This is a genomic window from Deltaproteobacteria bacterium (assembly GCA_015233135.1).
Classification (GTDB): Bacteria; UBA10199; UBA10199; order JADFYH01; family JADFYH01; genus JADFYH01.
The window spans coordinates 17,019-39,096 of sequence record JADFYH010000019.1 but is presented as its reverse complement, the minus strand read 5'-3'; the positions used below and the strand labels follow the sequence as shown (position 1 = coordinate 39,096).

17 protein-coding genes are annotated in these 22,078 nt (G+C 44.9%); 8 read left to right on the top strand and 9 right to left on the bottom strand.

Annotated elements, in window-relative coordinates; all coding sequences use genetic code 11:
- Position 1 precedes the first annotated feature (1 nt).
- The 3 genes from malQ to HQM15_07540 all read left to right on the top strand — a co-directional run bounded on the left by malQ (position 2) and on the right by HQM15_07540 (position 5,498).
- Positions 2-1,993, top strand: coding sequence for a 4-alpha-glucanotransferase (gene malQ / locus HQM15_07550; protein MBF0492618.1), 1,992 nt, complete (start codon positions 2-4; stop codon positions 1,991-1,993).
- Entirely contained in the window at positions 1,986-3,944 is a 1,959-nt protein-coding gene (gene glgB, locus HQM15_07545; GenBank protein MBF0492617.1) for a 1,4-alpha-glucan branching protein GlgB, read from the top strand. Before malQ ends, glgB begins: the two co-directional genes overlap by 8 nt.
- Before the next feature lie 84 nt (positions 3,945-4,028).
- On the top strand, positions 4,029-5,498 hold the full coding sequence (locus HQM15_07540; protein ID MBF0492616.1) for a DUF3536 domain-containing protein: 1,470 nt from the start codon (positions 4,029-4,031) through the stop codon (positions 5,496-5,498).
- A 158-nt stretch (positions 5,499-5,656) separates the two neighbouring features.
- On the opposite strand, the gene HQM15_07535 is transcribed toward HQM15_07540, so the two are convergent.
- Positions 5,657-6,550 carry an NTP transferase domain-containing protein gene (locus tag HQM15_07535; GenBank protein ID MBF0492615.1) on the bottom strand — a complete coding sequence of 298 codons (894 nt, stop codon included), beginning with the start codon at positions 6,548-6,550 and terminating at the stop codon, positions 5,657-5,659.
- A gap of 130 nt (positions 6,551-6,680) precedes the next feature.
- Here HQM15_07535 and glgA point away from each other — a divergent pair, with 130 nt between their 5' ends.
- The gene (gene glgA, locus HQM15_07530) at positions 6,681-8,117 is read left to right on the top strand and encodes a glycogen synthase GlgA (protein MBF0492614.1); all 1,437 of its coding nucleotides are present in this window, start codon (positions 6,681-6,683) and stop codon (positions 8,115-8,117) included.
- A 138-nt stretch (positions 8,118-8,255) separates the two neighbouring features.
- Here glgA and HQM15_07525 read toward each other — a convergent pair whose 3' ends face one another.
- The 5 genes from HQM15_07525 to HQM15_07505 all read right to left on the bottom strand — a co-directional run bounded on the left by HQM15_07525 (position 8,256) and on the right by HQM15_07505 (position 12,924).
- Positions 8,256-8,723 (bottom strand): Hsp20/alpha crystallin family protein, encoded by a 468-nt coding sequence (locus HQM15_07525; GenBank protein MBF0492613.1) that lies wholly within the window; start codon positions 8,721-8,723, stop codon positions 8,256-8,258.
- 83 nt (positions 8,724-8,806) lie between these two features.
- The gene (locus HQM15_07520) at positions 8,807-9,595 is read right to left on the bottom strand and encodes a sensor histidine kinase (protein ID MBF0492612.1); all 789 of its coding nucleotides are present in this window, start codon (positions 9,593-9,595) and stop codon (positions 8,807-8,809) included.
- 116 nt (positions 9,596-9,711) lie between these two features.
- A complete protein-coding gene (locus HQM15_07515; protein MBF0492611.1) occupies positions 9,712-12,045 on the bottom strand; it encodes a PAS domain S-box protein in 2,334 nt (777 codons plus the stop codon).
- Positions 12,029-12,250, bottom strand: a complete 222-nt coding sequence (locus HQM15_07510) for a hypothetical protein (protein MBF0492610.1) — start codon at positions 12,248-12,250, stop codon at positions 12,029-12,031. Before HQM15_07510 ends, HQM15_07515 begins: the two co-directional genes overlap by 17 nt.
- Positions 12,251-12,327: 77 nt before the next feature.
- The gene (locus HQM15_07505; protein MBF0492609.1) at positions 12,328-12,924 is read right to left on the bottom strand and encodes a TIGR00730 family Rossman fold protein; all 597 of its coding nucleotides are present in this window, start codon (positions 12,922-12,924) and stop codon (positions 12,328-12,330) included.
- Between the two features lie 219 nt (positions 12,925-13,143).
- Here HQM15_07505 and clpB point away from each other — a divergent pair, with 219 nt between their 5' ends.
- Positions 13,144-15,723, top strand: a complete 2,580-nt coding sequence (clpB, locus tag HQM15_07500) for an ATP-dependent chaperone ClpB (protein ID MBF0492608.1) — start codon at positions 13,144-13,146, stop codon at positions 15,721-15,723.
- A 135-nt stretch (positions 15,724-15,858) separates the two neighbouring features.
- On the opposite strand, the gene HQM15_07495 is transcribed toward clpB, so the two are convergent.
- From HQM15_07495 to HQM15_07485, 3 genes are all read right to left on the bottom strand, one after another.
- Positions 15,859-17,442 (bottom strand): glycosyltransferase family 39 protein, encoded by a 1,584-nt coding sequence (locus HQM15_07495; GenBank protein MBF0492607.1) that lies wholly within the window; start codon positions 17,440-17,442, stop codon positions 15,859-15,861.
- A 177-nt stretch (positions 17,443-17,619) separates the two neighbouring features.
- Entirely contained in the window at positions 17,620-18,453 is an 834-nt protein-coding gene (locus tag HQM15_07490) for a ChbG/HpnK family deacetylase (GenBank protein ID MBF0492606.1), read from the bottom strand.
- Complete coding sequence (locus HQM15_07485) at positions 18,425-19,213, bottom strand: glycosyltransferase (protein MBF0492605.1); 789 nt, start codon at positions 19,211-19,213, stop codon at positions 18,425-18,427. The genes HQM15_07490 and HQM15_07485 overlap by 29 nt, the downstream gene beginning before the upstream one ends.
- A gap of 242 nt (positions 19,214-19,455) precedes the next feature.
- Here HQM15_07485 and HQM15_07480 point away from each other — a divergent pair, with 242 nt between their 5' ends.
- Genes HQM15_07480 through HQM15_07470 form a run of 3 tightly spaced genes read left to right on the top strand, consistent with a single transcriptional unit; the run spans position 19,456 to position 22,066 of the window.
- Entirely contained in the window at positions 19,456-19,725 is a 270-nt protein-coding gene (locus HQM15_07480) for a type II toxin-antitoxin system Phd/YefM family antitoxin (protein MBF0492604.1), read from the top strand.
- On the top strand, positions 19,722-20,033 hold the full coding sequence (locus tag HQM15_07475) for a type II toxin-antitoxin system RelE/ParE family toxin (protein MBF0492603.1): 312 nt from the start codon (positions 19,722-19,724) through the stop codon (positions 20,031-20,033). Before HQM15_07480 ends, HQM15_07475 begins: the two co-directional genes overlap by 4 nt.
- On the top strand, positions 20,030-22,066 hold the full coding sequence (locus tag HQM15_07470; protein MBF0492602.1) for a thioredoxin domain-containing protein: 2,037 nt from the start codon (positions 20,030-20,032) through the stop codon (positions 22,064-22,066). The genes HQM15_07475 and HQM15_07470 overlap by 4 nt, the downstream gene beginning before the upstream one ends.
- The last annotated feature ends 12 nt before the right edge of the window (positions 22,067-22,078 follow it).

Genomic DNA, 22,078 nt, shown 5'->3' with positions numbered 1-22,078 from the left:
GATGGATAACGAGCTTCATCAGAATTTGAGGAACTTGGCGCGGCTGTATGGAATTTTTCCAGAGTATGAAGATGGATTTGGACAGCTTCGAGAAGTGTCTTCCGAAACACTTTTTTCAGTGCTTCGTTCTCTGGGTCTCCCTTTGACCCGTTTTGAGGAGGCAGAGAGGCTCATTTTTGAAGCCCCCTTTCAGTACTGGAATCAGTTTTCAGAGCCGGTGATTTTAGTAGAAACTCAGTGTCCCTTGAGTTGTGTACTTCGCATCTCAAAAGAAGAAGTTCCAAGTTGTCTCCAGGTGTATCTGAGTTTGGAAACGGGTGAAACAAGATCCTGGTCATTTCGCTTCGAAGATCTGCCCACCCTTGAACAGGGGAGTCTTGCAGGAAAAGTTTATTTTTCGAAGCAGCTGAAAATCTTTACTCATCTTTCCTGGGGCTATCATCGTGTGGTTTTTGAAACTCTTTTGAGACGCCATGAAGTGTTGCTGATTTCAGCGCCTCCCCGGGCCTATATTCCTCAAAAAAATCTGGAACAAAAAACATGGGGCGTCTTTGCGCCTCTGTATGCCTTGCATTCCAAAGAGGGGAGCGGAGCAGGAACTTTTTCGGATTTTGAAAAGTTGCTCCATTGGGTACAAACGTTGGGAGGCTCTTACGCCGCGACTTTACCGCTATTTGCTTCATTTTTCGATCATGCATTATCGGTCAGTCCTTACTCTCCTGTCAGTCGACTTTTCTGGAATGAGTTTTACCTCGACCTGGAGAAAATTCCGGAAATTAAAAGATGTGCCTCTGCAAAGGCGATCCTGAATTCTGCTGAATTTCAGACCCAGCTCCAGGTTTTTCGAAACAGTCCTCGAGTGGATTATGTGACGCAGATGTCTCTCAAACAAAAAGTGCTTGCAGAATTGGCGCGCTATTTTTTTAAAGAGACTTCGGCCCGGCAAAATCAATTTCAGGAATATTTAAAACTGCATCCTCGCCTGAAAGACTATGCCCAATTTCGGGCCCTGCACGAAAAATTAAAGTCTTCTTGGACGGAGTGGCCCATTCAGTTGAGGGAAGGAAGAGTTCAGCAGGGGGATTACCCGGAAGAAATCGAACAGTATCATCTTTATGTGCAATGGCTGGCCCAGGAGCAGGTGCAGGCGCTGGCTCAAAATGCGCGTCAAAAGGGCCTGGATTTGTTTCTCGATTTTCCCTTGGGGGTTCATCCTCAGGGTTATGATGCCTGGCGAGAAGAAGAAAGCTTTGTACGCGGGGTTTCAGTGGGGGCCCCTCCCGATGCCTTTTTTTCGCAAGGTCAGAATTGGAGCTTTTCGCCTCTGCACCCCCAAAAAATACGGGAGCAAGGCTATCGTTATTTTATAGAAAGTCTGCGGCAGGTCATGCAAGTTGCCGGCCTGCTGCGTATCGATCATGTGATGGGACTGCATCGGCTTTATTATATCCCTCATGGTTTTCCCGCCACAGAGGGTTGTTATGTGTCTTATCCCACTGAGGAATTGTATGCAATTTTATGTCTGGAATCTCATCGTACCCAAACTCTTTTGGTAGGGGAAGATTTGGGCACTGTGCCCGCGGAGTTAAGGCCCATGATGAAACAGCGGGGGATTTTCAGATCTTATGTACTGCAAGGCGAATTCCAAGAAAAAGATGAGCCTGCCGCTGTTCCCTCGGATTCGGTGGCCAGCCTGAATACCTATGACATGCGTCCCTTTGCCTTATTTTGGAAAGATCGAGGAAATGCCCAGGAAGCGCTCTTGAAGTATTTGTCCTATTTGAGTGAAAGTTCTGCGGCGATGCTTTTAATTAATCTGGAAGATCTTTGGCTGGAGCAGGAAGCACAAAATAGTCCGGGCACAAGGGATGCCCGCAATTGGTCTCGAAAGATGCGCTATTCGATGGAAGAGTTTTTTCAACTGCCCGAGTTGCTTGCCTTGCTTTGGGAAGTCAACGGGCTGAGAAATCATTTGGAGTTGGTCTATGAATAAAGACAACTTCATCACTCCAGAAGACCTTTCTCTTTTTAACAAAGGCACGCACTTTCATCTCTACGAAAAATTGGGGAGTCACCCGCTGCTTCAAGAGGGTGTGGAAGGGATTCATTTTGCCGTCTGGGCGCCCAATGCAGAACGCGTCTTCCTGATCGGGGATTTTAATGGCTGGGATTCGAGACGATGTCCTTTGCAGTCTTTGGAACAGTCAGGTCTCTGGAGTGTTTTTGTCCCTCATTTAAAAGAGGGCACACTTTATAAGTATGCCGTTTATTCCAGTCACAATCACTATCAGGCGGAAAAGGCCGACCCTTTTGCCTTTGCCGCTGAACTTGCTCCCCGAACGGCTTCAAAGATCTGGAATCTGGATTATTGCTGGAAGGATCAAGTCTGGATGAAAAATCGGGCTGAGAAAAATTCCCTTCAGGCACCCCTCTCCATTTATGAAGTGCATTTGGGTTCCTGGAAAAGAAAGGCAGAAAATCAATTTTTAAGTTACCGCGAGCTGGCCACCCACTTGACTGCCTATGTAAAAAAGATGGGGTTTACTCATGTGGAATTTCTGCCGCTGATGGAACATCCTTTTTACGGCTCCTGGGGATATCAGACCACTTCTTATTTTGCGCCGACCAGCCGTTATGGTTCGCCCCAGGATTTTATGTTTCTGATCGATACCCTGCACCAGAATGACATCGGGGTAATTTTAGATTGGGTGCCTTCCCATTTTCCGAACGATGAGCATGGCCTTGCTTTTTTTGACGGCACTGCCCTTTTTGAACACGAAGATCCACGACAAGGGTTTCATCCCGATTGGAAGAGCTGCATTTTTAATTATGGTCGAAACGAGGTGAAGAGTTTTTTGATCAACTCTGCCCTATTCTGGTTTGACCAATATCATGTCGACGGCCTGCGGGTGGATGCGGTGGCCTCGATGCTGCATCTCGATTATTCCCGAAAGGAGGGTGAATGGATTCCGAATGTTCATGGAAGCAATGAAAATCTGGAGGCGGTTTCTTTTTTGCGAAGTTTAAACGAAGTGGTCTATCGTTTTTACCCGGAGGTGCAGATGTTTGCGGAGGAGTCCAACTCCTGGCCAGGGGTATCTCGTCCGACTCATTTGGGGGGCTTGGGCTTCGGGCTCAAATGGGACATGGGCTGGATGCATGATACACTTTGCTATCTATCGAAAGATCCCGTCCATCGCAGATACCATCATCAAGATCTTACTTTTCGTCTGCTCTATGCCCATCAGGAAAGTTTTTGTCTGCCGCTCTCTCACGATGAAGTAGTGTATGGCAAAGGCTCACTCCTTTCGAAAATGCCCGGCAATGCCTGGCAGAAATTGGCCAACCTGCGCCTGCTGCTTGCCTATCAGTATGCGCAACCCGGAAAGAAACTTTTGTTTATGGGCGGAGAATTCGGTCAAGGCAAAGAATGGAATCACGACGAGGCCCTGCAATGGCAATTACTGCAGGAGCTTCCCCATCAGGGAATTCAGCGCTGGGTGCAGGATTTGAATCGGCTCTATCGCGCAGAGAAGGCCCTGCACGAGTTCGATTGCGACTCGCAAGGTTTTGAATGGATGGAGTGTGACGATGCGGAACAAAGTGTTTTGAGCTTTATCCGAAAGACCCAAAATCCGGCAGATTCTATTTTGGCCATTTTTAATTTTACTCCGCTGCCTCGTTTTCATTATCCGCTGAGAGTCCCAAAAAATGGATGTTGGAGAGAGTTACTCAATAGCGATGCCCAAGAATATGGGGGAAGTGGGCTGGGAAATCTGGGAGAGGTAAAAACAGAATCCCTTCTACTTTCCCTCACGCTTCCTCCTTTGGGATGTTTATTTTTAAAGAGAAATGCAACTGCTCAGGTAGCCCTGGAAATTGCGAGGACTGCCGAGCAATCCTTGAGAAAAAATACAAATGGGCCCCCGATGTCTCGGGGGTGACACAATTTTTATTTTCGTCACCTTCAAATAGTTGCGAGTTCCGCAGCAATTGGAAGGGCTACCTGAGCAGTTATGGAGGAATTTATGAAGCGATTTATTTGCATCCATGGCCATTTCTATCAACCTCCCCGCGAGAATCCCTGGTCGGGAGAAATCGAAGTGGAAGCCTCGGCAAAGCCTTATCCCAACTGGAATGAGCGTATCACGACGGAGTGCTATGCTCCTAATACAGTCGCTCGAATTCTAGATGAAGAAGGGCATGTTTTAAAGACCGTAAACAACTTTGAGAAGATGAGTTTTAATTTTGGTCCTACCCTTTTTTGCTGGATGCAAAAAAAAGCCCCTAAAGTTTATCAGGCAATTTTACAGGCCGATCAAGAGAGCCAAAAAATGTTTTCCGGGCATGGAAACGCCATAGCTCAGGCTTATAATCATTTGATTATGCCTCTCGCAAATGCGCGAGATAAATACACCCAGGTGTTTTGGGGGATCAGGGATTTCGAGTTTCGCTTTTGTCGCAGGCCCGAAGGAATGTGGTTGCCGGAAACTGCAGTCGATTTGGAAAGTCTGGAAATGCTTGCAGAGTTGGGGATTCAATTTACGATTCTTGCTCCGCATCAGGCGCGAAAATCCGAAGGGGGAGAAATGGATTCAAAAACTCCTTATCTGCTCAAGTTTCCCTCAGGAAAAAGCATCTCTTTATTTTTCTACGAGGCCTCCATTTCCAAGGCCGTGGCCTTTGAAAATCTGCTTTCGAATGGAGATCATTTTGCACAGCGTTTGATTTCGGCATTCTCCGAAGACTCCGAAAAAGCGGAGTTACTGCATCTGGCGACGGATGGAGAGTCTTATGGCCATCATCATCGCTTTGGAGAAATGGCCCTGGCTTATGCGATGGACTGGATTGAAGCCCGGCAAGTGGCCCAGATCACCAATTATGCGGAGTATCTGGAAAAATTTCCTCCCACGGATACAGTAGAAATTGTTGAAAATACTTCCTGGAGTTGCAGTCATGGCATCGAGCGCTGGCGTGCAGACTGTGGCTGTAACAGCGGCGGGGGATCTGCGGATTGGAATCAGGGCTGGCGTGCCCCTCTGCGAGAGGCACTCGACTACTTGAGAGATGCCTGCGTTCCTCTCTACGAAAAAGAAGCCAGTCATTTTTTGCGAGACCCCTGGGCCGCACGGAATGATTTTATTGATTTGATTCTGGATCCCTCTGAGCCCCAGTGGCTCAAGTTTTTATATCGCCATGCCAGGGGAGGCATTAGTGAAACCGAGAAAAAAACGGTGTTAAAACTGTTGGAGCTTCAACGCTATGCCATGCTGATGTACAGCAGCTGTGGCTGGTTTTTTGATGATCTGTCGGGCTTGGAAAGCGTTCAGATCCTCCAGTATGCCGGAAAAGTTTTGCAGCTTGCTCGGAAACTTTTTGAGAAAGATCTCGAGGAATCTTTCCTGACTCTGCTGGGCAAGGCAGAGAGTAACCTTCCCGAAGAAGGCAATGGCCGGCAGATCTATGAGAGATATGTGAGGCCTCTTGCTACAGGATAAATTTGAATTAAAGTGCGCGTCATCTCGAGTGAAGCGAGAGATCCAGTGGGTGTCTCAATTGCATCCACTGGATCTCTCACTCCGTAAACTCCGTTCGAGATGACAAAGTTTTCCTGTTAATGTCTTATAAAGTTTTATCCGCTAGTAAAGTGAAACCTTTAAATTTGTATCTCGGCACTTGAAACATAGCGATTTTCTTGGCTCCGATACAGATAAGCGTTCAATCGTTCAGGGGTGCCCAAGTCGCTCCATCCACAGTAAGGAACCGGGAACACCCTCAAATCTGAAATGTTGTGTTCCAGAATGTCTCGTGAAAAATCGAGGGTGGGGAAATCTTCATAGAGCAGGGGGAGATTTTTAAATTCTTTTAATAATAAAATAACCAACTCTGAAAAGTTCCGCAGATAGAGGCGCAGCAAGCTATTCCCTTTGGCCGCAAACATAAAACTATTCCACAATCCCCCTTTTTTTAAAAGGGCTGAGGCAAGATCTTGGTTTGGTTTTTCTACAAATAAGTTTACACTTTGCAGAGGGCCTTCTGAATTTTCCGAAGGGATAATCCAACCATACTCTGAATCCGCACTGTTGGGACTCATTCCGAACAAGATAAAAGAATCTGTTATCCATCGCATCTCTTGCAAGGCCTTGCCCATGGCTTCTTCCAGGACCTCTTCTTCCTCCACGAAGTGATCTGAAGGAAAAACAAGAACAGTCGCCCGCGGATCCCTCTGAAGAATGTGCAGGAGCGGCAACAAGATTCCAATGGCCGTCCCCCGGTTTTTAGGTTGTACGATAATGTTCTCCTCCGGAAATTCTTGCAGCTCGGGCTTCCACCAACGTCGATGTTCAAAGGCGGTGACGACCACAGTTCTTTCGGGAGGAACCCAGGCCATCGCCCGGTCCACGGCCCAACGGAGCATGCTCCGACCTGTCCCCCAGCTGCAGAATTGTTTGGGAACAGCAAGTCCTTGGGAATCGCGGCTTAAAGACTGTACTCGTTTACCTTCTCCCGCCGCCAATACAAGGGCCCATAAATGATTTGCTGTGTGCATAAGAATTCCCTTTAAGCTGCGCATTTTAAATTTGAAAACAAAGCCCCCAACGCTTAAGTCAGTAGCGTTGTGATTCATTTGTAACCATGAGATGCATCAAAAACGGGGATGATTTTGATCAGGAGTGCTTATGCGTGTGGCTTTTGTTTCTTCTGAAATGACTCCTTTGGCCCAAACAGGTGGGCTGGGAGATATGGTGGCTTCGCTGAGTCAGGCCTTGGGCAGCTTGGGCGTGAATCCAGTAGTCATCTTGCCAAAACATGGAAGGGTTCCACGCCATCTTCTGCAAAAAATGGAAATCGAAATAAATATTCCACTGGGGTCTGACATGCTGCTGGCTCAAGTCTGGAGGCTAAAGCATGAGGCGGGGCTCCCCATTTATTTGCTGGATATTCCAAAGTTCTTTGAGCGGGATTCACTCTATGGGGAAGCGGGAAAAGATTATCCGGACAACTGTGCCCGGTTTGCGGCCTTCAATCGAGGGGCTCTCGAACTTCTCAAACAACTAAAATTACCCTGTGAGATCCTTCATCTGCACGATTGGCATACGGCGTTGATCCCCTTTTATCTGAAGACGATCTATTGGGCGGATCCTTTTTTTCAAAAGACTCGAACCCTGCTGACCATTCATAATTTGGCCTATCAGGGGCAGTTTGAGCGAAATAATTACCCCCTTTTAGGATTAGATGAAAAATATTTCACACCACGTTTTTTGGAATTTTATGGTCGCCTCAATTTTATGAAGGCAGGAATTTTGGCTGCAGATGCCGTTACAACTGTTTCTCCCAGCTATGCTCGAGAGGTGCTTACTCCACAAGGAGGTTGCGGACTGGATGGAGTTCTTAGGGATCGCAAGAATTGTTTTTCTGGCATTCTCAACGGAATGGATAGGGAGGAATGGAACCCAGATCACGATCCCAATTTGCCTGCTCCTTTTTCTGCAACAAATCCGGGAGGGAAAGAAAAATGCAAAGCCTATTTACAGGAGAAACTGAAGCTTCCTGTTCATCCAGGCATTCCTCTTTTTGCCTCCATCAGTCGATTGGTGCCACAAAAAGGAATCGACTTATTCGCGGAAACAATTCCGACTCTTATAGATCAAGAGGCTCAATGGGTTTTCCTGGGAAGCGGAGATCCTGTGCTGGAAGAAAAACTTAAGGAACTTGCTCGACAACATCCTGAAAAGATTGCGGTGCAAATCAACTTTGATCTGGCTCTTGCCCATCAAATCGAGGCCGGGTCGGATTTCTTTGTGATGCCTTCCCGTTTCGAACCCTGCGGTCTGAGCCAGATGTACAGTCTCCGCTATGGAAGCATTCCCCTGGTCCATGCGGTGGGAGGCCTTCGCGATACGGTGATGGATGCGAACGAGTATCCGAAACAAGGGACTGGATTTGTCCTCTCCTCTTTTACAGCTCAAAGCTTGAAAGAACTTCTCTTAACGGCGATGCATCTTTACAAAAACAACCCTCAAGGTTTCAAGTCCTTGAGGCAGCGGGCGATGCTGCAGGACTTTTCCTGGGAAAAATCGGCAAGAGCATATCTGGAAATTTATCGCAGGTTGTAAAAAAAAACGTACCGTTCCATTTATCCCCCTCTCCCTGCCCTCTCCCTCCAGGGGAGAGGGTGGATATGCCGATCTACACTGTATTATAAAAAATGTGCAGATACCTACGGTCAAGGGAGAGGGCGGAAAACTTAAAACTCAAGCCGCCTTCACCGGTATTTCCTTGGGCTTTACAAGTTCCTTCTTCGCTACCGTCACTTTCAAGATCCCATTTTTGTAATCCGCATTGACCTTGGCGGTATCGACGTTATCAGGAAGTGTAAAGGAGCGTGCAAAACTTCCATATTCCCTCTCGATACGCTGATAATTCTCATCCTTTTTTTCGGTCTCTTTTTTTCTCTCTCCCTTGATGTTCAAGATATTATTGTCACTGATGAATACCTTGATTGCCTCTTTTTCAATGCCGGGCACTTCCACATCGAATTCATAGGACTCCTTGTTTTCCTTGATGTCCACGGAGGGAAGCCAGTCCAGCGAGCCAAAATCAGGCTCCTTGAAAAGAAACTTCCTGAACCGACCGGGGCGCAGCATCCGGCCAAATCCAGTATCGACGTCGCTTTCCAAATTCGAGAGCGTCTCGAATGGGTCCCATTTTGTGAGAAACATAAAACCCTCCTTTTTTTTATACAGGTGATGTTTAAAGCTGGCCAGTGTTTAAGCTAAAAACAAGGAAGACACGATGACGACAATCAAAAAGCGATATGATTTTTGTCAGAATTAATTTTATTAAAAGGCACAATATAATTCAAAAGTTGAGCGATTTTTGTCTCCTTTGTTTTGTGGCTTTTTAAACTACACTCCACGATGGTTCCCTGAGGTGTATTGGATTTGATTTGAAGAGAGCCATTCAGGATATCAGCTCGATAGCGCATGGTCTTCAAACCAATTCCATTTGAATTTTTGAGGTCTTTGTTAATCCCCATTCCATCATCTTTTATGGCAAGGGTGATGTGCTTGGCACTTTGAGTAAACTCGATTTCAATATTCTGAGCTCTCCCGTGTGTTAGCGCATTGCTGATTGCTTCTTGAGCGATTCGATAAAGATGAGTGGCTGTTGTATCATCCTGGATAAGGATTGGTTTCGGACAATGGAAAAAACACGAAACCCCCACGGTCTGAGCAAGCAACTCTTCAAGCGCATGCATGAGAGAGGTCCCTTCGAGTTCCCCTGGATAGAGCCCTCTCGCGGTATTTCGGGCTTCATCCACCGCATCCAGAAGCATGTCCGAAATTCTTTTCAGATCGGCAAGCTCCAGATTTTTATCCGTTTCCATTTTGCGAAGGAGGTGTTTGGCAAACATCAAAGCTGCCGTCAATTCCTGGCAAAGCCCGTCGTGGAGCTGAGATCCAAAACGCCTTCGTTCTTCGTGAATAATATTCAATACCTCTCTTTCCAGCATTTTACGTTGCAAAACTTCCGCTTCAAGCAGTTGGCGGTATCGAACAAGTTCCTCTTTTTCATTTTCTTGGTCCAACATACAGCACCTCCCAAAAAGGGTGTTAGGAATCTGAATGTAACGGGCCGGTTTTTAGATTTAAAAATGAAAATAAATGATGATGGCAATCAAAAAGCGATATGATTTTTATCAGAAATTCAAATGACTTTTATATTGAGTTTCTTGGGCAAAACCACTGTAAAAGTGCTTCCCTTGTTTTCATGACTGGTAAAATCAATAGAGCCCTGCATCAGGTTGAGATACTTTTTGATGATATTCAATCCCAACCCGGTTCCCTGAATAGCCGTCACATTGTGAGCCCTGAAAAAACGCTCAAACATATACTTTTGGTCCTCTTCGGGAATTCCAATTCCTTCATCTTCTATTTTTAAAATTACTTGTGTGTCATTTAATTCCAAGCTCAATTTTATTTCAGAATTTTCAGGAGAATATTTCATGGCGTTCGAAAAAAGGTTATTTAATATGTTCCGCAGTATATCTCCATCCATGAATACCTGATCGTCGTTTCCCTGAAATTGGGTAAGAATTTTCTGACCTTTTTTGGATACGAACTGAAGGTCTTCTAAGAAACTTGTAATGAATTTGAACAAGGGAAAAGAACTTGGATGACACTCCACTTTTCCCTCTTCCAGTTTATCCAGAGAGAGAAAATCATTCAAAATGAGCGTGAGGTTTCTTACAGAAGACTTGATACTGTTGATATGCCGCAATCTTTTTTCATAATCAGCAGGATTTTGATAGCGGTTGATGAGATCGACTGAAGTGAGAATCCCTGCCAGGGGTGTTCGAAACTCATGGGAGGCCATCGAAACGAAGCGCAATTTTAGTTCGCTCAATTCCTTTTCTTTTTTCAGGGCCTTCGCCAGTTCTCCCGCAATCTTTTTTCGATATTCCATTTCCAGATTCAAATCGTAATTGATATGATTCAACTCCAGCAAGGTTTGCGAAAGTTCGTGGGTTCGTTCGTTGACTTTTTCTTCCAGTTCTAGATTGAGTTTTTTGAGGGCTTCTTCCGCTTTTTTGCGCTCGGTAATATCAGTGACGAAACTCACCACTTCCCTTTCACCCCCAATCACATAGGAGGCCAGGCTGAGTTCCGCCAGAAATTCACTCCCGTCTTTTCTCAGTGCCAAAAGATGCATTCCTACACGCATAGGACCCGATTCGGGTTTTTCAATATAATGATCGCGATGCCCCACATGCTTTTTCTGAAATCTTGTTGGCACCAACACTTCAATAGGCTTTCCCAAAAGCTCTTTTTTAGAATAGCCAAACAAACGGTTTGCATAGGGGTTGACCTCCTTGATTTCCCCTTTTTCAGTTACAATGATTAACCCCACGTTGGCATGTTCAAACATCGATTGAAAGGCAGTCCGATTGTCTTGTTCTGCCTGGGTGATTTTTTTGAGATTATTAGCCATCTGATCAAAGGCAGAGGCAAGTTCCCCGATTTCATCCTTTCGTTTGATATCCAGGCGGTAATTTAGATCGCCGCTCCCGATGATTTTGGCCCCTTCCTCAAGCTGTTGCAAAGGTTCCATCATATTGTTGATGACGAGGTAGATAAGTGCAATTCCCAGCAGAAAAATTATAAAACTAATTGAAAGAGAGATGTCCCGAAACTTGTAAATGGCGGCAAAAAAAGTCTTTTCTGGAAGGGATGAAAAAAGGATCCAGTAATGTTGGGGGTCGTCGGGGGCATAATTGATCTTTCTCCAGACATGATATTGTTTTTCCCGAACGTCCTTATAGTCATTGGACTCGAAGCTAGTGGTCTCTTTTTTGAGATCGGGGTATTCCCAAAAGAGATTGTAGTTGTTTCCACGTTGCAGACTGAATTTTTTTTGTGCTTCTGGATGAGAAATAAAATAGCCATCCTGATCGGTGATGGTGATAGATCCCAAACTGGCTTGGCTGAGTTCGTCCAGAAGGGAATTTGGTCGATAGCGGATTACCAAAACACCCTCCAGATTTCCGGCCTTTTCTAAAATAGGAACGGAAAAATAGAGTAGAGGGACTTCTATGTTTCCAGACTTCTCTTTTTCCAGTTTCAAAGGGGAAACATAGGCCCCTTTGGCATCCGGTTTTATGGCTTCTTTGAAGTAATCGTTTCCGCTCCTGTCTTCTAATTCATTTTCAGAGAGAATGGACTTTCCGTCTGGGGACCTGGAAACACGGAGCAGCATCTTCCCTTGGGCATTGAGGCAGAAGAGCTGATCCCAATTTTTATTCAGCTCAAGTGCTTCGAAAGTGACTGTAACAAATCTTTCTTTCCACTGCTGGAGGTTGCTTTTATCCACAGAACCGGCCGCTGTTTGTTCTGCCTGCATAAATTCTGAAATTGTAGGGATAGTCCTTATCAACAAAAGGGCATTAGTATTCGAAGTGATCGCATCCATAGCCTCGTGTGTTTTTTTCAAAATGAAAGAATGCTGTTCACGGAGGATGGCATCCTCAAGGAGTTTTTTCACATAAGAATGGTTGAAGACGCCAAACATAATAAGGGGCACCAGCCACACGGTCAAAAAAATTAAAATGAATTTTTGTTTGAGCGATATGAAGTTTGGTTTGAAAGTCATAAAGGTGTAGGTCTAGCTTGGTCCATTTCTCATTGTCTCCACAAGATAGATCCAGATGAGAATGATGGAAATCATTTTTTATTCTGACTTTGGTCATATCAAGTTTGGACCAAGGTGTATTGATTTTGGCAATCTTTGGAATTTTTATGGCCTGATTGTAAGGCAGCGTCAATTTTACATCTTCTTGGCCAGAAGGGATTTGACCTTGGGGTTTCTCTGTGTGGCCTCAATGAGGGTGTCCAGTTTTCCCACTGCCTTCACAGGATCTTCTTCAATTAGGTATAAGCCCCGATGTGAATCTCGAACGAAGCCTTCGGCGATGGCATGATCAAAAAAACTGAGGAGAGAGCGGTAATAGCCTTTGATGTTCAAAAAGAGAGAAGGTTTTTTGTGCAGCCCAAGTTGTCCCCAGGTAAGGGTTTCAAAAATTTCTTCCATGGTTCCGAATCCGCCAGGCAAAGCAATGAAGGCATCGGACAGGTCGTGCATTTTTTGCTTTCGTTCGTGCATGCTGCCCACTTCATAAAAGTGAGTGACTTGATGATTTGGAAATTCCACTTTGCTCAAGAAGGTAGGAATCACACCATGAACTTCCCCTCCCAGCTCGGTCACTGTTTTAGCCACGCTGCCCATAAGGCCGACAGTGGTTCCCCCGTAGACGAGGGCAATGTTACGATCTACCAAGGCTTTTCCTAATCTTTCGGCTGCTTCGGTATAGTCACCATTTCTTCCGGGGTTTGCTCCGCAAAACACGCAAATTCGTTTTCTCATCTTTTCATTATCGGTTTTTTACAGATTAGTGACAAGTGTAAGAATGAAAATAATTCTCCTTTGACGATTTAATTTTCTTTAACAAGAGTTGATTTCTTCAAATTAAAATTAACTCTGTTTTCATTGTCCAAAATATAAACGGCCTCTCTTGACTTTGACGCATCAGGGCGTATTTGAGGGGGGTTAGGTGTAATGGTAAACACTAAACTGGAGAACCTCATGCGCTATGACAAATTTACAGTAAAAACCCAAGAGGCCCTCAGTGAAGCCCAGAACCTTGCTGCCGAACATGGCAATCAGCAAATGGAGCCGGAACATTTGTTACTGGCCCTGCTTAGGCAGGAGGAGGGGATTGTTCCTTCTATCCTTCAAAAAATCGGTGTGGACCCCAAAAAAGTTCAAAATGATACAATCGGTCTGATCGAAAAATTTCCAAAAGTTTCAGGAGGATCGGGAGAATACATTGCGCCAACGTTTAAGAAAGCCCTTGAGGAGGCTCAGAAGGAAGCCGCTCAGTTGAAAGATGATTATGTGAGCACCGAACATCTCTTGCTGGCCTTTGTCGATCTGAAAGAAGCGCGACTTTCCAGGTTTTTAAAGGAGAGAGGGGTGAGTCGAGAATCCTTGATGAAAGCCCTGCTGGATATCCGGGGTTCTCATCGAGTGAGTGATCAAAATCCGGAAGGTAAATATCAATCTCTCAAAAAATATTGTCGTGATTTAACGGACCTGGCTCGTCGCGGAAAGATGGATCCGGTGATTGGACGGGACGATGAGGTGCGTCGCGTGGTTCAGGTGCTCTCCCGTCGGACCAAAAATAATCCGGTACTCATTGGTGAGCCGGGGGTTGGAAAAACCGCTATCGTCGAGGGCTTGGCCCAACGGATTGCCCATGGGGATGTTCCCGAAAGTTTAAGAGATAAAACTTTATTGTCCTTAGATTTGGGGGCGCTGCTTGCGGGCACTAAATATCGGGGAGAATTTGAGGATCGACTCAAATCCTTAATCAAAGAAATCACCGAGGCAGAAGGAAAGATCATTCTCTTCATCGATGAGCTTCACACCTTGGTGGGGGCGGGTGCGGGAGAAGGGGCCATGGATGCCTCCAATATGCTGAAGCCCGCCTTGGCAAGGGGCGAGCTGCGTTGCGTGGGAGCCACCACTCTAGACGAATATCGCAAACATGTCGAAAAAGATCCTGCCCTGGAAAGGCGCTTTCAGTCTGTCTTTGTCGGCGAACCCAGCGTGGAAGATGCCATTGCCATTTTGCGTGGGCTCAAGGAACGCTACGAAGTCCATCACGGCGTGCGTATCAAAGATGAAGCCATTGTGGCGGCGGTGCAGCTTTCCCATCGTTATATTACCTCCCGTTTTTTACCGGATAAAGCCATCGATCTTATCGATGAATCGGCCTCCAAATTACGCATCGAAATCGACAGTCTCCCGACAGTGATCGATGAAATCGAACGCAAAATCACCCAATATGAAATCGAACGCCAGGCCCTGAAAAAAGAGCAAGATGCGGCCTCACAAGAGAGATTGGCCCGTATCGAAAAGGATTTAGTGGGTTTGCGCGAAGAAACCTCAAAGCTGAAGGCGCATTGGCAAAATGAAAAAGAAGTGATTTCTAAAATTAGAACTGTGAAAGAAAAAATCGAGCAAACCAAGCAGGAGAGCGAGCGGGCGGAGCGCTCGGGAGACCTTAATAAGGCGGCCGAATTAAAATATGGGGTGCTGCTGGGTCTTGAAAAAGAATTGAAAACTGAAAATGAAAAACTGGCTAAGTTGCAAAGCAAAAAGAAAATGCTTAAAGAAGAAGTGGGAGCCGAAGACATTGCCGAGGTGGTGGCCAAATGGACAGGAGTGCCTATTTCCCGAATGATGGAAGGGGAAGTGGAAAAGCTGGTGCACATGGAAGATCGCCTGCGTCAACGAGTGATCGGTCAGGAAGAAGCACTTTTGAAAGTGGCCAACGCCGTACGACGTTCTCGTGCGGGTTTGCAGGATCCCAATCGCCCCATTGGCTCTTTCATCTTCTTGGGCCCAACGGGAGTGGGCAAAACAGAAACCGCCCGAGCCCTGGCCGAATTCATGTTTGACGACGAGGCCGCCATGACGCGCATTGATATGAGCGAGTATATGGAAAAGCACAGTGTGTCCCGTCTCATCGGTGCTCCTCCGGGCTATGTGGGTTATGAAGAAGGGGGTCAACTCACCGAAACGGTTCGACGTCGGCCTTATTCAGTGGTGCTTTTCGATGAAATTGAAAAAGCGCATCCGGATGTTTTCAATATTTTGTTGCAGGTGCTGGACGACGGCAGACTTACGGATGGTCAAGGTCGTACGGTCGATTTTAAGAATACAGTGATCATCATGACCTCTAATGTTGGTTCTCATTTCGCCTATCTGGGTCTTCCCGAAAGAGATATGGAAACTAGTATGATGGAAGAATTGCGCAAACATTTCAGGCCCGAATTTTTGAACCGTGTGGATGACATCATTATTTTTGATGCCCTCAAAGAAGAGCAGATCAAACACATTGTTGAAGTACAATTGAAACGCCTGGAGAAATTGTTGGCAGATCGCAAAATGACCCTGCATCTCACCGAAGGGGCCAAAATCTATCTGGCCAAGCATGGCTTTGATCCTCAATATGGAGCAAGGCCTTTGAAGCGGGCTATTCAAAAGTATATTCAAGATCCGCTTGCCCTGAAGATTCTTAAAGGAGAGTTTAAAGAAGGAGATAGTATTGAAGCGGATGCGGGGGAAATAGGGGCGGTGGTATTTCGGAAGGTTTAGTGCCTAATTGCATAAATCTCTTTATGCTTCGTTGCTCACTCAGTCGCAATCCTCACGTAGCGCTGCTACGCTCCGGTTGCTTCTTCGCGAGCGCCTCGCCTAAAGAAATTTCTGCAATTAGGCTTCATTTTAATATTAAAGATTTTTCCTTCTAAACACTCTCGCCCCTTGGAATGATTCTAGCTCCTCGTAATTTTTCTGCACATATTCCCAAAGCTGAGGATAAACACTCATGGGAATTTTTTGATAGTCGTGAAATCCAGCGGTTCCAGTATCCATGATAATTTGCGGGGGATGTTTTTCAAAATCTTCCCAGAGCATGTTCCAGGATTCAGGCATTTTAAACTTTGCAATTTCTTCCGTGCTGAATTTATTGACGTTCATTCCTGGAACTCTTCCTGAAAGAAGATCGCTCCATAAAAAGCGAGTGGCCGGCAAACGACCGGAATACCAATAAATCGACGGAGCATAACCCCAAACAAATACGCGGTCGTCTTCCCGGGTTAATTTTTTGAGCTGCTCGCCATAAGGGCGATAGGTTTCCAGGTCTTCTTTCTGCGTGTAAGCATACATGGAATGCATGTTGTATCGAAGCAAAGTAAAGCCAAGGCTGGGTAAAAAGAAGGCTATGAAAAAAGCAATTTTATAGCGTCGCCATTGTTCGGGGGCCCATTGATCTACCGCCAGCCCTGCGAGTAGAGACAAGGGAGGGAAAATGATGAGAAAGTAGTGATCAAAAAAACGGTGACCGGCGGCAATAGGGAAAAAACTGAGAAAGAACCAGATCCATAAATAGTTTTCCTGCAGTTTGGAATGCAGGGGGATGAAGTTTCGATTTCTAAGAAAGTAAATAAGACGTTGGCCGCAAAGTATCCAGGGCAGAGCGGTGGCAAGAATAAAGGGAAGCCCTCGTGAAAAAAACTTTGCCCAGCCATCGATGGCCAGATCGCCTCGCCAAACGTAATTCAGGCTTTCTGAAACTACCCAAAAAAAGAAGGCATTCAAACTGCCCAGCTTTTGAAGATGCAGCAACATGAGCAGGGGAAGTGGGACGCATCCGATTAAAAAAACAAGACTTGCCAGCAAACCCTTTCTAAGGGTCCACAGCTGAGGACGGGGAAGGAGAAAAAGAAAGTAGATCAACTGGAGAGGAAGCAGCATCCCGGCTTGTTGCTTGATGAGGAGGGCGGCGCTGAAAAAAATCCCGCTGAAAAAGCAGTGTTTGAGTCGCACTGCCTTTGCATGCTTTAAAATAAGAAACACCGAGATTGTGTAAGGAAGCAAAAGAATCACTTCCATGTTGGCAGCGATGATGTTGGGCAAAAAATTGGTACTAAAGAAGATGAAAAATAAGCTGCTGTAAAACGCGGCCTTTTCCGAATAAAGTTTGAGCGCAATTTGATAGATAAAAAAGGTCGTCAAAAAAACACAAACGAGTGTGAGCAGATGGATGGAAAGCAAAGAGACCTGTCCGCTTTTTCCGCTGAGCAAAGAGGCAAAGGCGTAGAAATAATAAATGCCCAAGGCCTTGGTTTCCACAAAATCGATGTAAGGAATGCCGCCTTTTAGCCAGATTTTAGTGCCCAGGGCGAACAGCACCTCATCCACCTGAGTAAAATCGTGATAGAGAGATGGAAGTCGGGTGAGCAGGATGCAGAAGATCCAAAGAAAAAAAAGAGAGGGCCCGGCAGAAAGAAAATTAGATTTTGATTTTAGCATAAAAAGGTAACTGCTCAGGTACCCCTTCCAATTGCTGCGGAACTCGCAACTTTTGGAGGTAACGAAAACAAAAATCGCATCATCCCCGAGAAATTGGGGGGCCATTTGTATTTTTTCTCAAGGATTGCTCGGCAGTCCTCGCAATTTCCAGGACTACCTGAGCAGTTACGTAAAGAGTTAGGGTTCTAGTAGCAAACGAAAACTCCTGCACTCGAAATTTTTAGTGGCAATTAATTCTTTAAAAGAAGCGCTGAGCAAGCACTCAAGTTCAGCTTCGCGATTTCCTGGAAAATCATCTCCGTAAAGATTTTCTCCTTTATTGAGAAAACCTGGATGCAACATCACTTCAGCGCAGTCCTTGTGAATCGTAGAAAGTAGTTTGGTCCAGGCGTGCAGGCTATGAGAATCTTTGCCTAGCCCTAAACCATAGAAGGCCGGGCTTTGGACCTTTGTTTCTTTCCAAAAAAGTGAGCCTGAACCTTTTTGAAGAGCGAGAAAAAGTCGGGTGAGTTTTCGTTTCCCTTGAAAAAAATTTACTTCTCGCGGCAGGCGCAAGTAAGGGATTTTTTCTTCTAACAAGATTTTTTTCAGAGTCTCACGGATACCAGGGAAAACGTGTATATGTTGATGTCCATCCACGTGGGATACAGGGCCATAATGTGTTTGCAGGAATTTTAATTGAGCCCGTAATTCCAGTTCTAATTCTTTTTTGTCTAGCAAACCCAAAAAGCTTTTCAGCAGAAGTTTTTTTAAGCTAAAAAAGGAGCCCTTGTGATCGACCAGCGAAGGGATTTTTTTGGGAGCCGAAAGAGGAAGGCCCAGACTCAAGTTGAGATGCCAGCCTAGATCCAGCTTGGTTTCTTTGGCTTTATTCAGATAAGTTTGAGAGCAGGGAAAATTCACCAGGGCGCTGGCGGATTTTAGAAGACCAAATTCATAGGCCTTGAGAATGCCGTCGCTGATGCTGGGAGCGAAGCCGTAATCATCCGCATGTAGGATTAATTTCTTCAATCGAATTGGTGGAGATAAAGTCACTGTATTGTTTGCGTAATTTCCAGTAACGGATTTTGAAAATATCTCTCACCATGCGGAAACCTTCTCGGGAGAAATTGATGGTGGAGATGTCTCGGTGGTGATAGCTGATACCGACTTCCTGGATATTCAGACCGGCATTTTGGGCAAGATAAAGAATTTCTACATCGAAGCTGAAACCCTGAAGTTTGGATTGAGAAAAAAGATAATCGGCAACTTCGCTCCTAAAACCTTTCAGGCCTGCTTGAGTATCTTTGTGGTTCAAGGGGAGGATAGCATTGACGAATAAATTAAAACTGCGACTAATGAAATGTCGCTTGTAAATTTTGGAAACCTTATGCGTGGAGAAGAGATAGTTTGATTCATCGTGAGTGCGAGAAGCAATGGCAATATCCGCCCCATTTTTCAGGCTTTCAAACACCTTTTCCACTTCGCTCATGGGATAAGCCAGATCGCAATCGGTGAACATCCGGTATCTTCCCCGAGCCGCAAGCATGCCTGCTTTTACGGTTGCTCCCTTGCCCATATTTGTTGAGTTTTCCAGAACTCGAACTGTGAAAGGATGTTTTCGCTTGGCGAATGCTTCACAAATCAATTTAGATCGGTCAGGACTTGCATCTAAAACCAAGAGCAACTCCCAATTTAGCGTTGAAGTACTCAAATGGCTTGAGACAGCTTTTAAAGTGCCTTCTAAAAAAGATTCAGCCTTAAAGATGGGTATAATCAGCGAAGCATCCATAATTGTTCGCGGGTAACATCCTCCCTTGACGAAATCAATAAGAGAATTGAAGTAGAAAAATAAACTTAGATAAGGGCCTAGATTTATGTCAACTTTAATATGAAGGTTCTCCCTATGATTCAACACCTCAAACATGGATAGTTCCCGGGATGTGTGGTGGCGGGACTTATTAAGGGGAAAGTGCCTTGATTTTTTCTGAAAGAATTGATTATATCTAAATATAATTTAAATAGGAGAATTTTATGATTAGATCTTTAACTGAAGATATTATTCCCATTAGTGACCTGGTACATGGCGCAAGTAAGGTGATTAAACGTTTACAAAAAACACAGCGTCCTATTTTTGTGACACAAAATGGGAGAGCGACCATGGTGTGTATGGATGTAAAAGATTTTGAAAAACGTTTTGAAAGAGAGGTTTTTATTAAGGCTTTGCAGGAAGGGTCTGACGCCATTGAAAGAGGGGATTGCGTTAGCCTTGAAGAGTTCAAAAAAGAACTGGAGAAAATGTGATAAAATACGGCGTTTTTATTTCTAGACCCGCTAACAACGATATTCGAGAAATTGTGAACCATATTCGTCTTGATAAACCAAAAGCAGCGACAAATTTCAAAAAACAAATCTTATCCAAAATCAAATCTCTCCAGTATTTTCCTTTACGTGGGAAAAAAGTAACAGACAAATTTTATTGGGGTTCAGAAAACGATTACGAAGTTTTCTTGGGGGAATATCTCATCGTGTATCGAGTGATTGAGAAAACAGTTTCTGTGAATCGTGTTTTGCATGGACGAATGGAAACGAAAGACATTTCATTATTATGAATTTACTTCAAAATGAAAAATCCCCCTATCTCCTTCAACACAAAGATAATCCTGTAAATTGGTACTCTTGGGGTGAAGCAGCTTTCCAGGCTGCCAAAGAACAAAACAAACCTATCTTTCTGAGCATTGGTTATTCCACCTGTCATTGGTGTCACGTGATGGCACACGAGAGTTTTGAAAATGAGCAGGTGGCACAAGTGATGAACCGGTATTTTATCAATATCAAAATTGATCGGGAAGAACGGCCTGATATCGACGAAATCTACATGGCCGCTGTACATGCCATGGGGCAGCGGGGAGGTTGGCCGCTTTCAATATTTTTAACGCCCGACCTCAAACCCTTTTATGGGGGCACTTACTGGCCTCGCGTCCAATTTATAGGTTTACTTGAAAAAATTGCAGAAATTTGGAGAACCGATCAGGCGAATCTTCAGAAATCGGGGGAAGAACTTTTAGCACACATTCGTGCTCAAAAAGATCCGGATCTTACTCGTGTGGAAATGGATGAAGAAATTTTCAAAAAATTTACTGAACATTCTCTGGCTACTTTCGATTCGAAATGGGGTGGTTTTGGATCTGCTCCAAAGTTTCCGCAAGCCACACAACTTTCTTTGTTGCTGCGTCTCTACCATCAAAATAAGGCCCCGTTACTTTTGCATGCAGTCACATACACTTTAGAAAAAATGGCCCGTGGTGGAATGTACGATCACTTGGGTGGCGGTTTTGCGCGTTATTCTACCGATGAAAAATGGTTGATTCCTCACTTTGAAAAAATGCTATATGACAATGCCTTGCTCGCCAAAACCTATCTGGAAGCTTGTCAGGTGTTGGCAGACCCCTCACTCTGTCCCTCTCCCCCAAGGGGAGAGGGGAATTTGCGAGAGATGTTTGCTAGTGTTGCGAAAGAGATTTTGGATTATGTGTTGCGCGATTTGCAGCATCCGGAAGGCGGATTTTTTTCGGCGGAAGATGCCGACAGCGAAGGAGAAGAAGGAAAGTTTTATGCCTGGTCCTATTCTGAATTGAAACAAGTTTTAAGTGAAGATGAATTTCAGCTATTTCAAAAAATGTATGGGGTGACGGAGTCTGGAAATTTCGAGCACTCCTCGAATGTGCTTTGGCCTCAAGATCAATTTACCTGGAAGGACAAAGAAAATCTCTTTGCAAAATCGGCTCAAGAAAAACTTTTCGCAGTTCGAGAAAAAAGAATTCGACCTCATCGAGATGAAAAAATTCTCACTTCTTGGAATGGCTTAATGCTCTCTGCTTTTGCGCTAGGATTTCGAATTTTAGGGGATCAAAAATATTTGAGTGCTTTAAAGGGCACAATAAATTTTATTTTCGAGAAAAGTGGACTCTTTCAAGAGGGAAAGCTCTTTGCGCGCTATGCACAAAATGAAGTGAAATACGCAGGGTATTTAGACGACTATGCCTTTCTCATTCAAGGGTTGCTCGATTTCCAAGAGGCCTCTCCGAATCCACAAATTTTACAACGAGTCGTTGAACTGCAACAAAAACAAAAAGAACTCTTCTGGGATGTTACAAAAGGCGCCTTCTTTTTTAGCGACGGCTTAGACGAAAGCGTTTTGCTTCGCAGCAAAGACTGTATGGATACGGCCTTGCCCAGTGGGAATGCGGTGAGCGCCTTCAATTTGCTGCGCCTTTATCATTTAACAGGGGATGCTTCTTTTAAAGAAGATGCCCTCACTATTTTTTCCCATTTTTCAAAGCTCATCTCTGCCTATCCCCATGCCTGCTCACAAATGCTGATTGCTTATGATTTTCTGCTCAAGGCCAAGCAGGAATTGGTAATTATGTCGGCATCCGCTGAAATGGAAAAAATGATTCAAAAGATTTCACAAGTTTTTCATCCTCATCTCACTTTAACGGGATCGGAAAAGGAGTCGAATTTTCCCCCTTTACTCAAAGGACGCCGCATTCAAAATAATCAGGTCACTTTTTATTTGTGTGAGAATCAGAGTTGTCAGTTGCCCGAGAATGATCTGAAAATAGTTTTGGATAAAATAGGGTAAAACTTGGGCAAG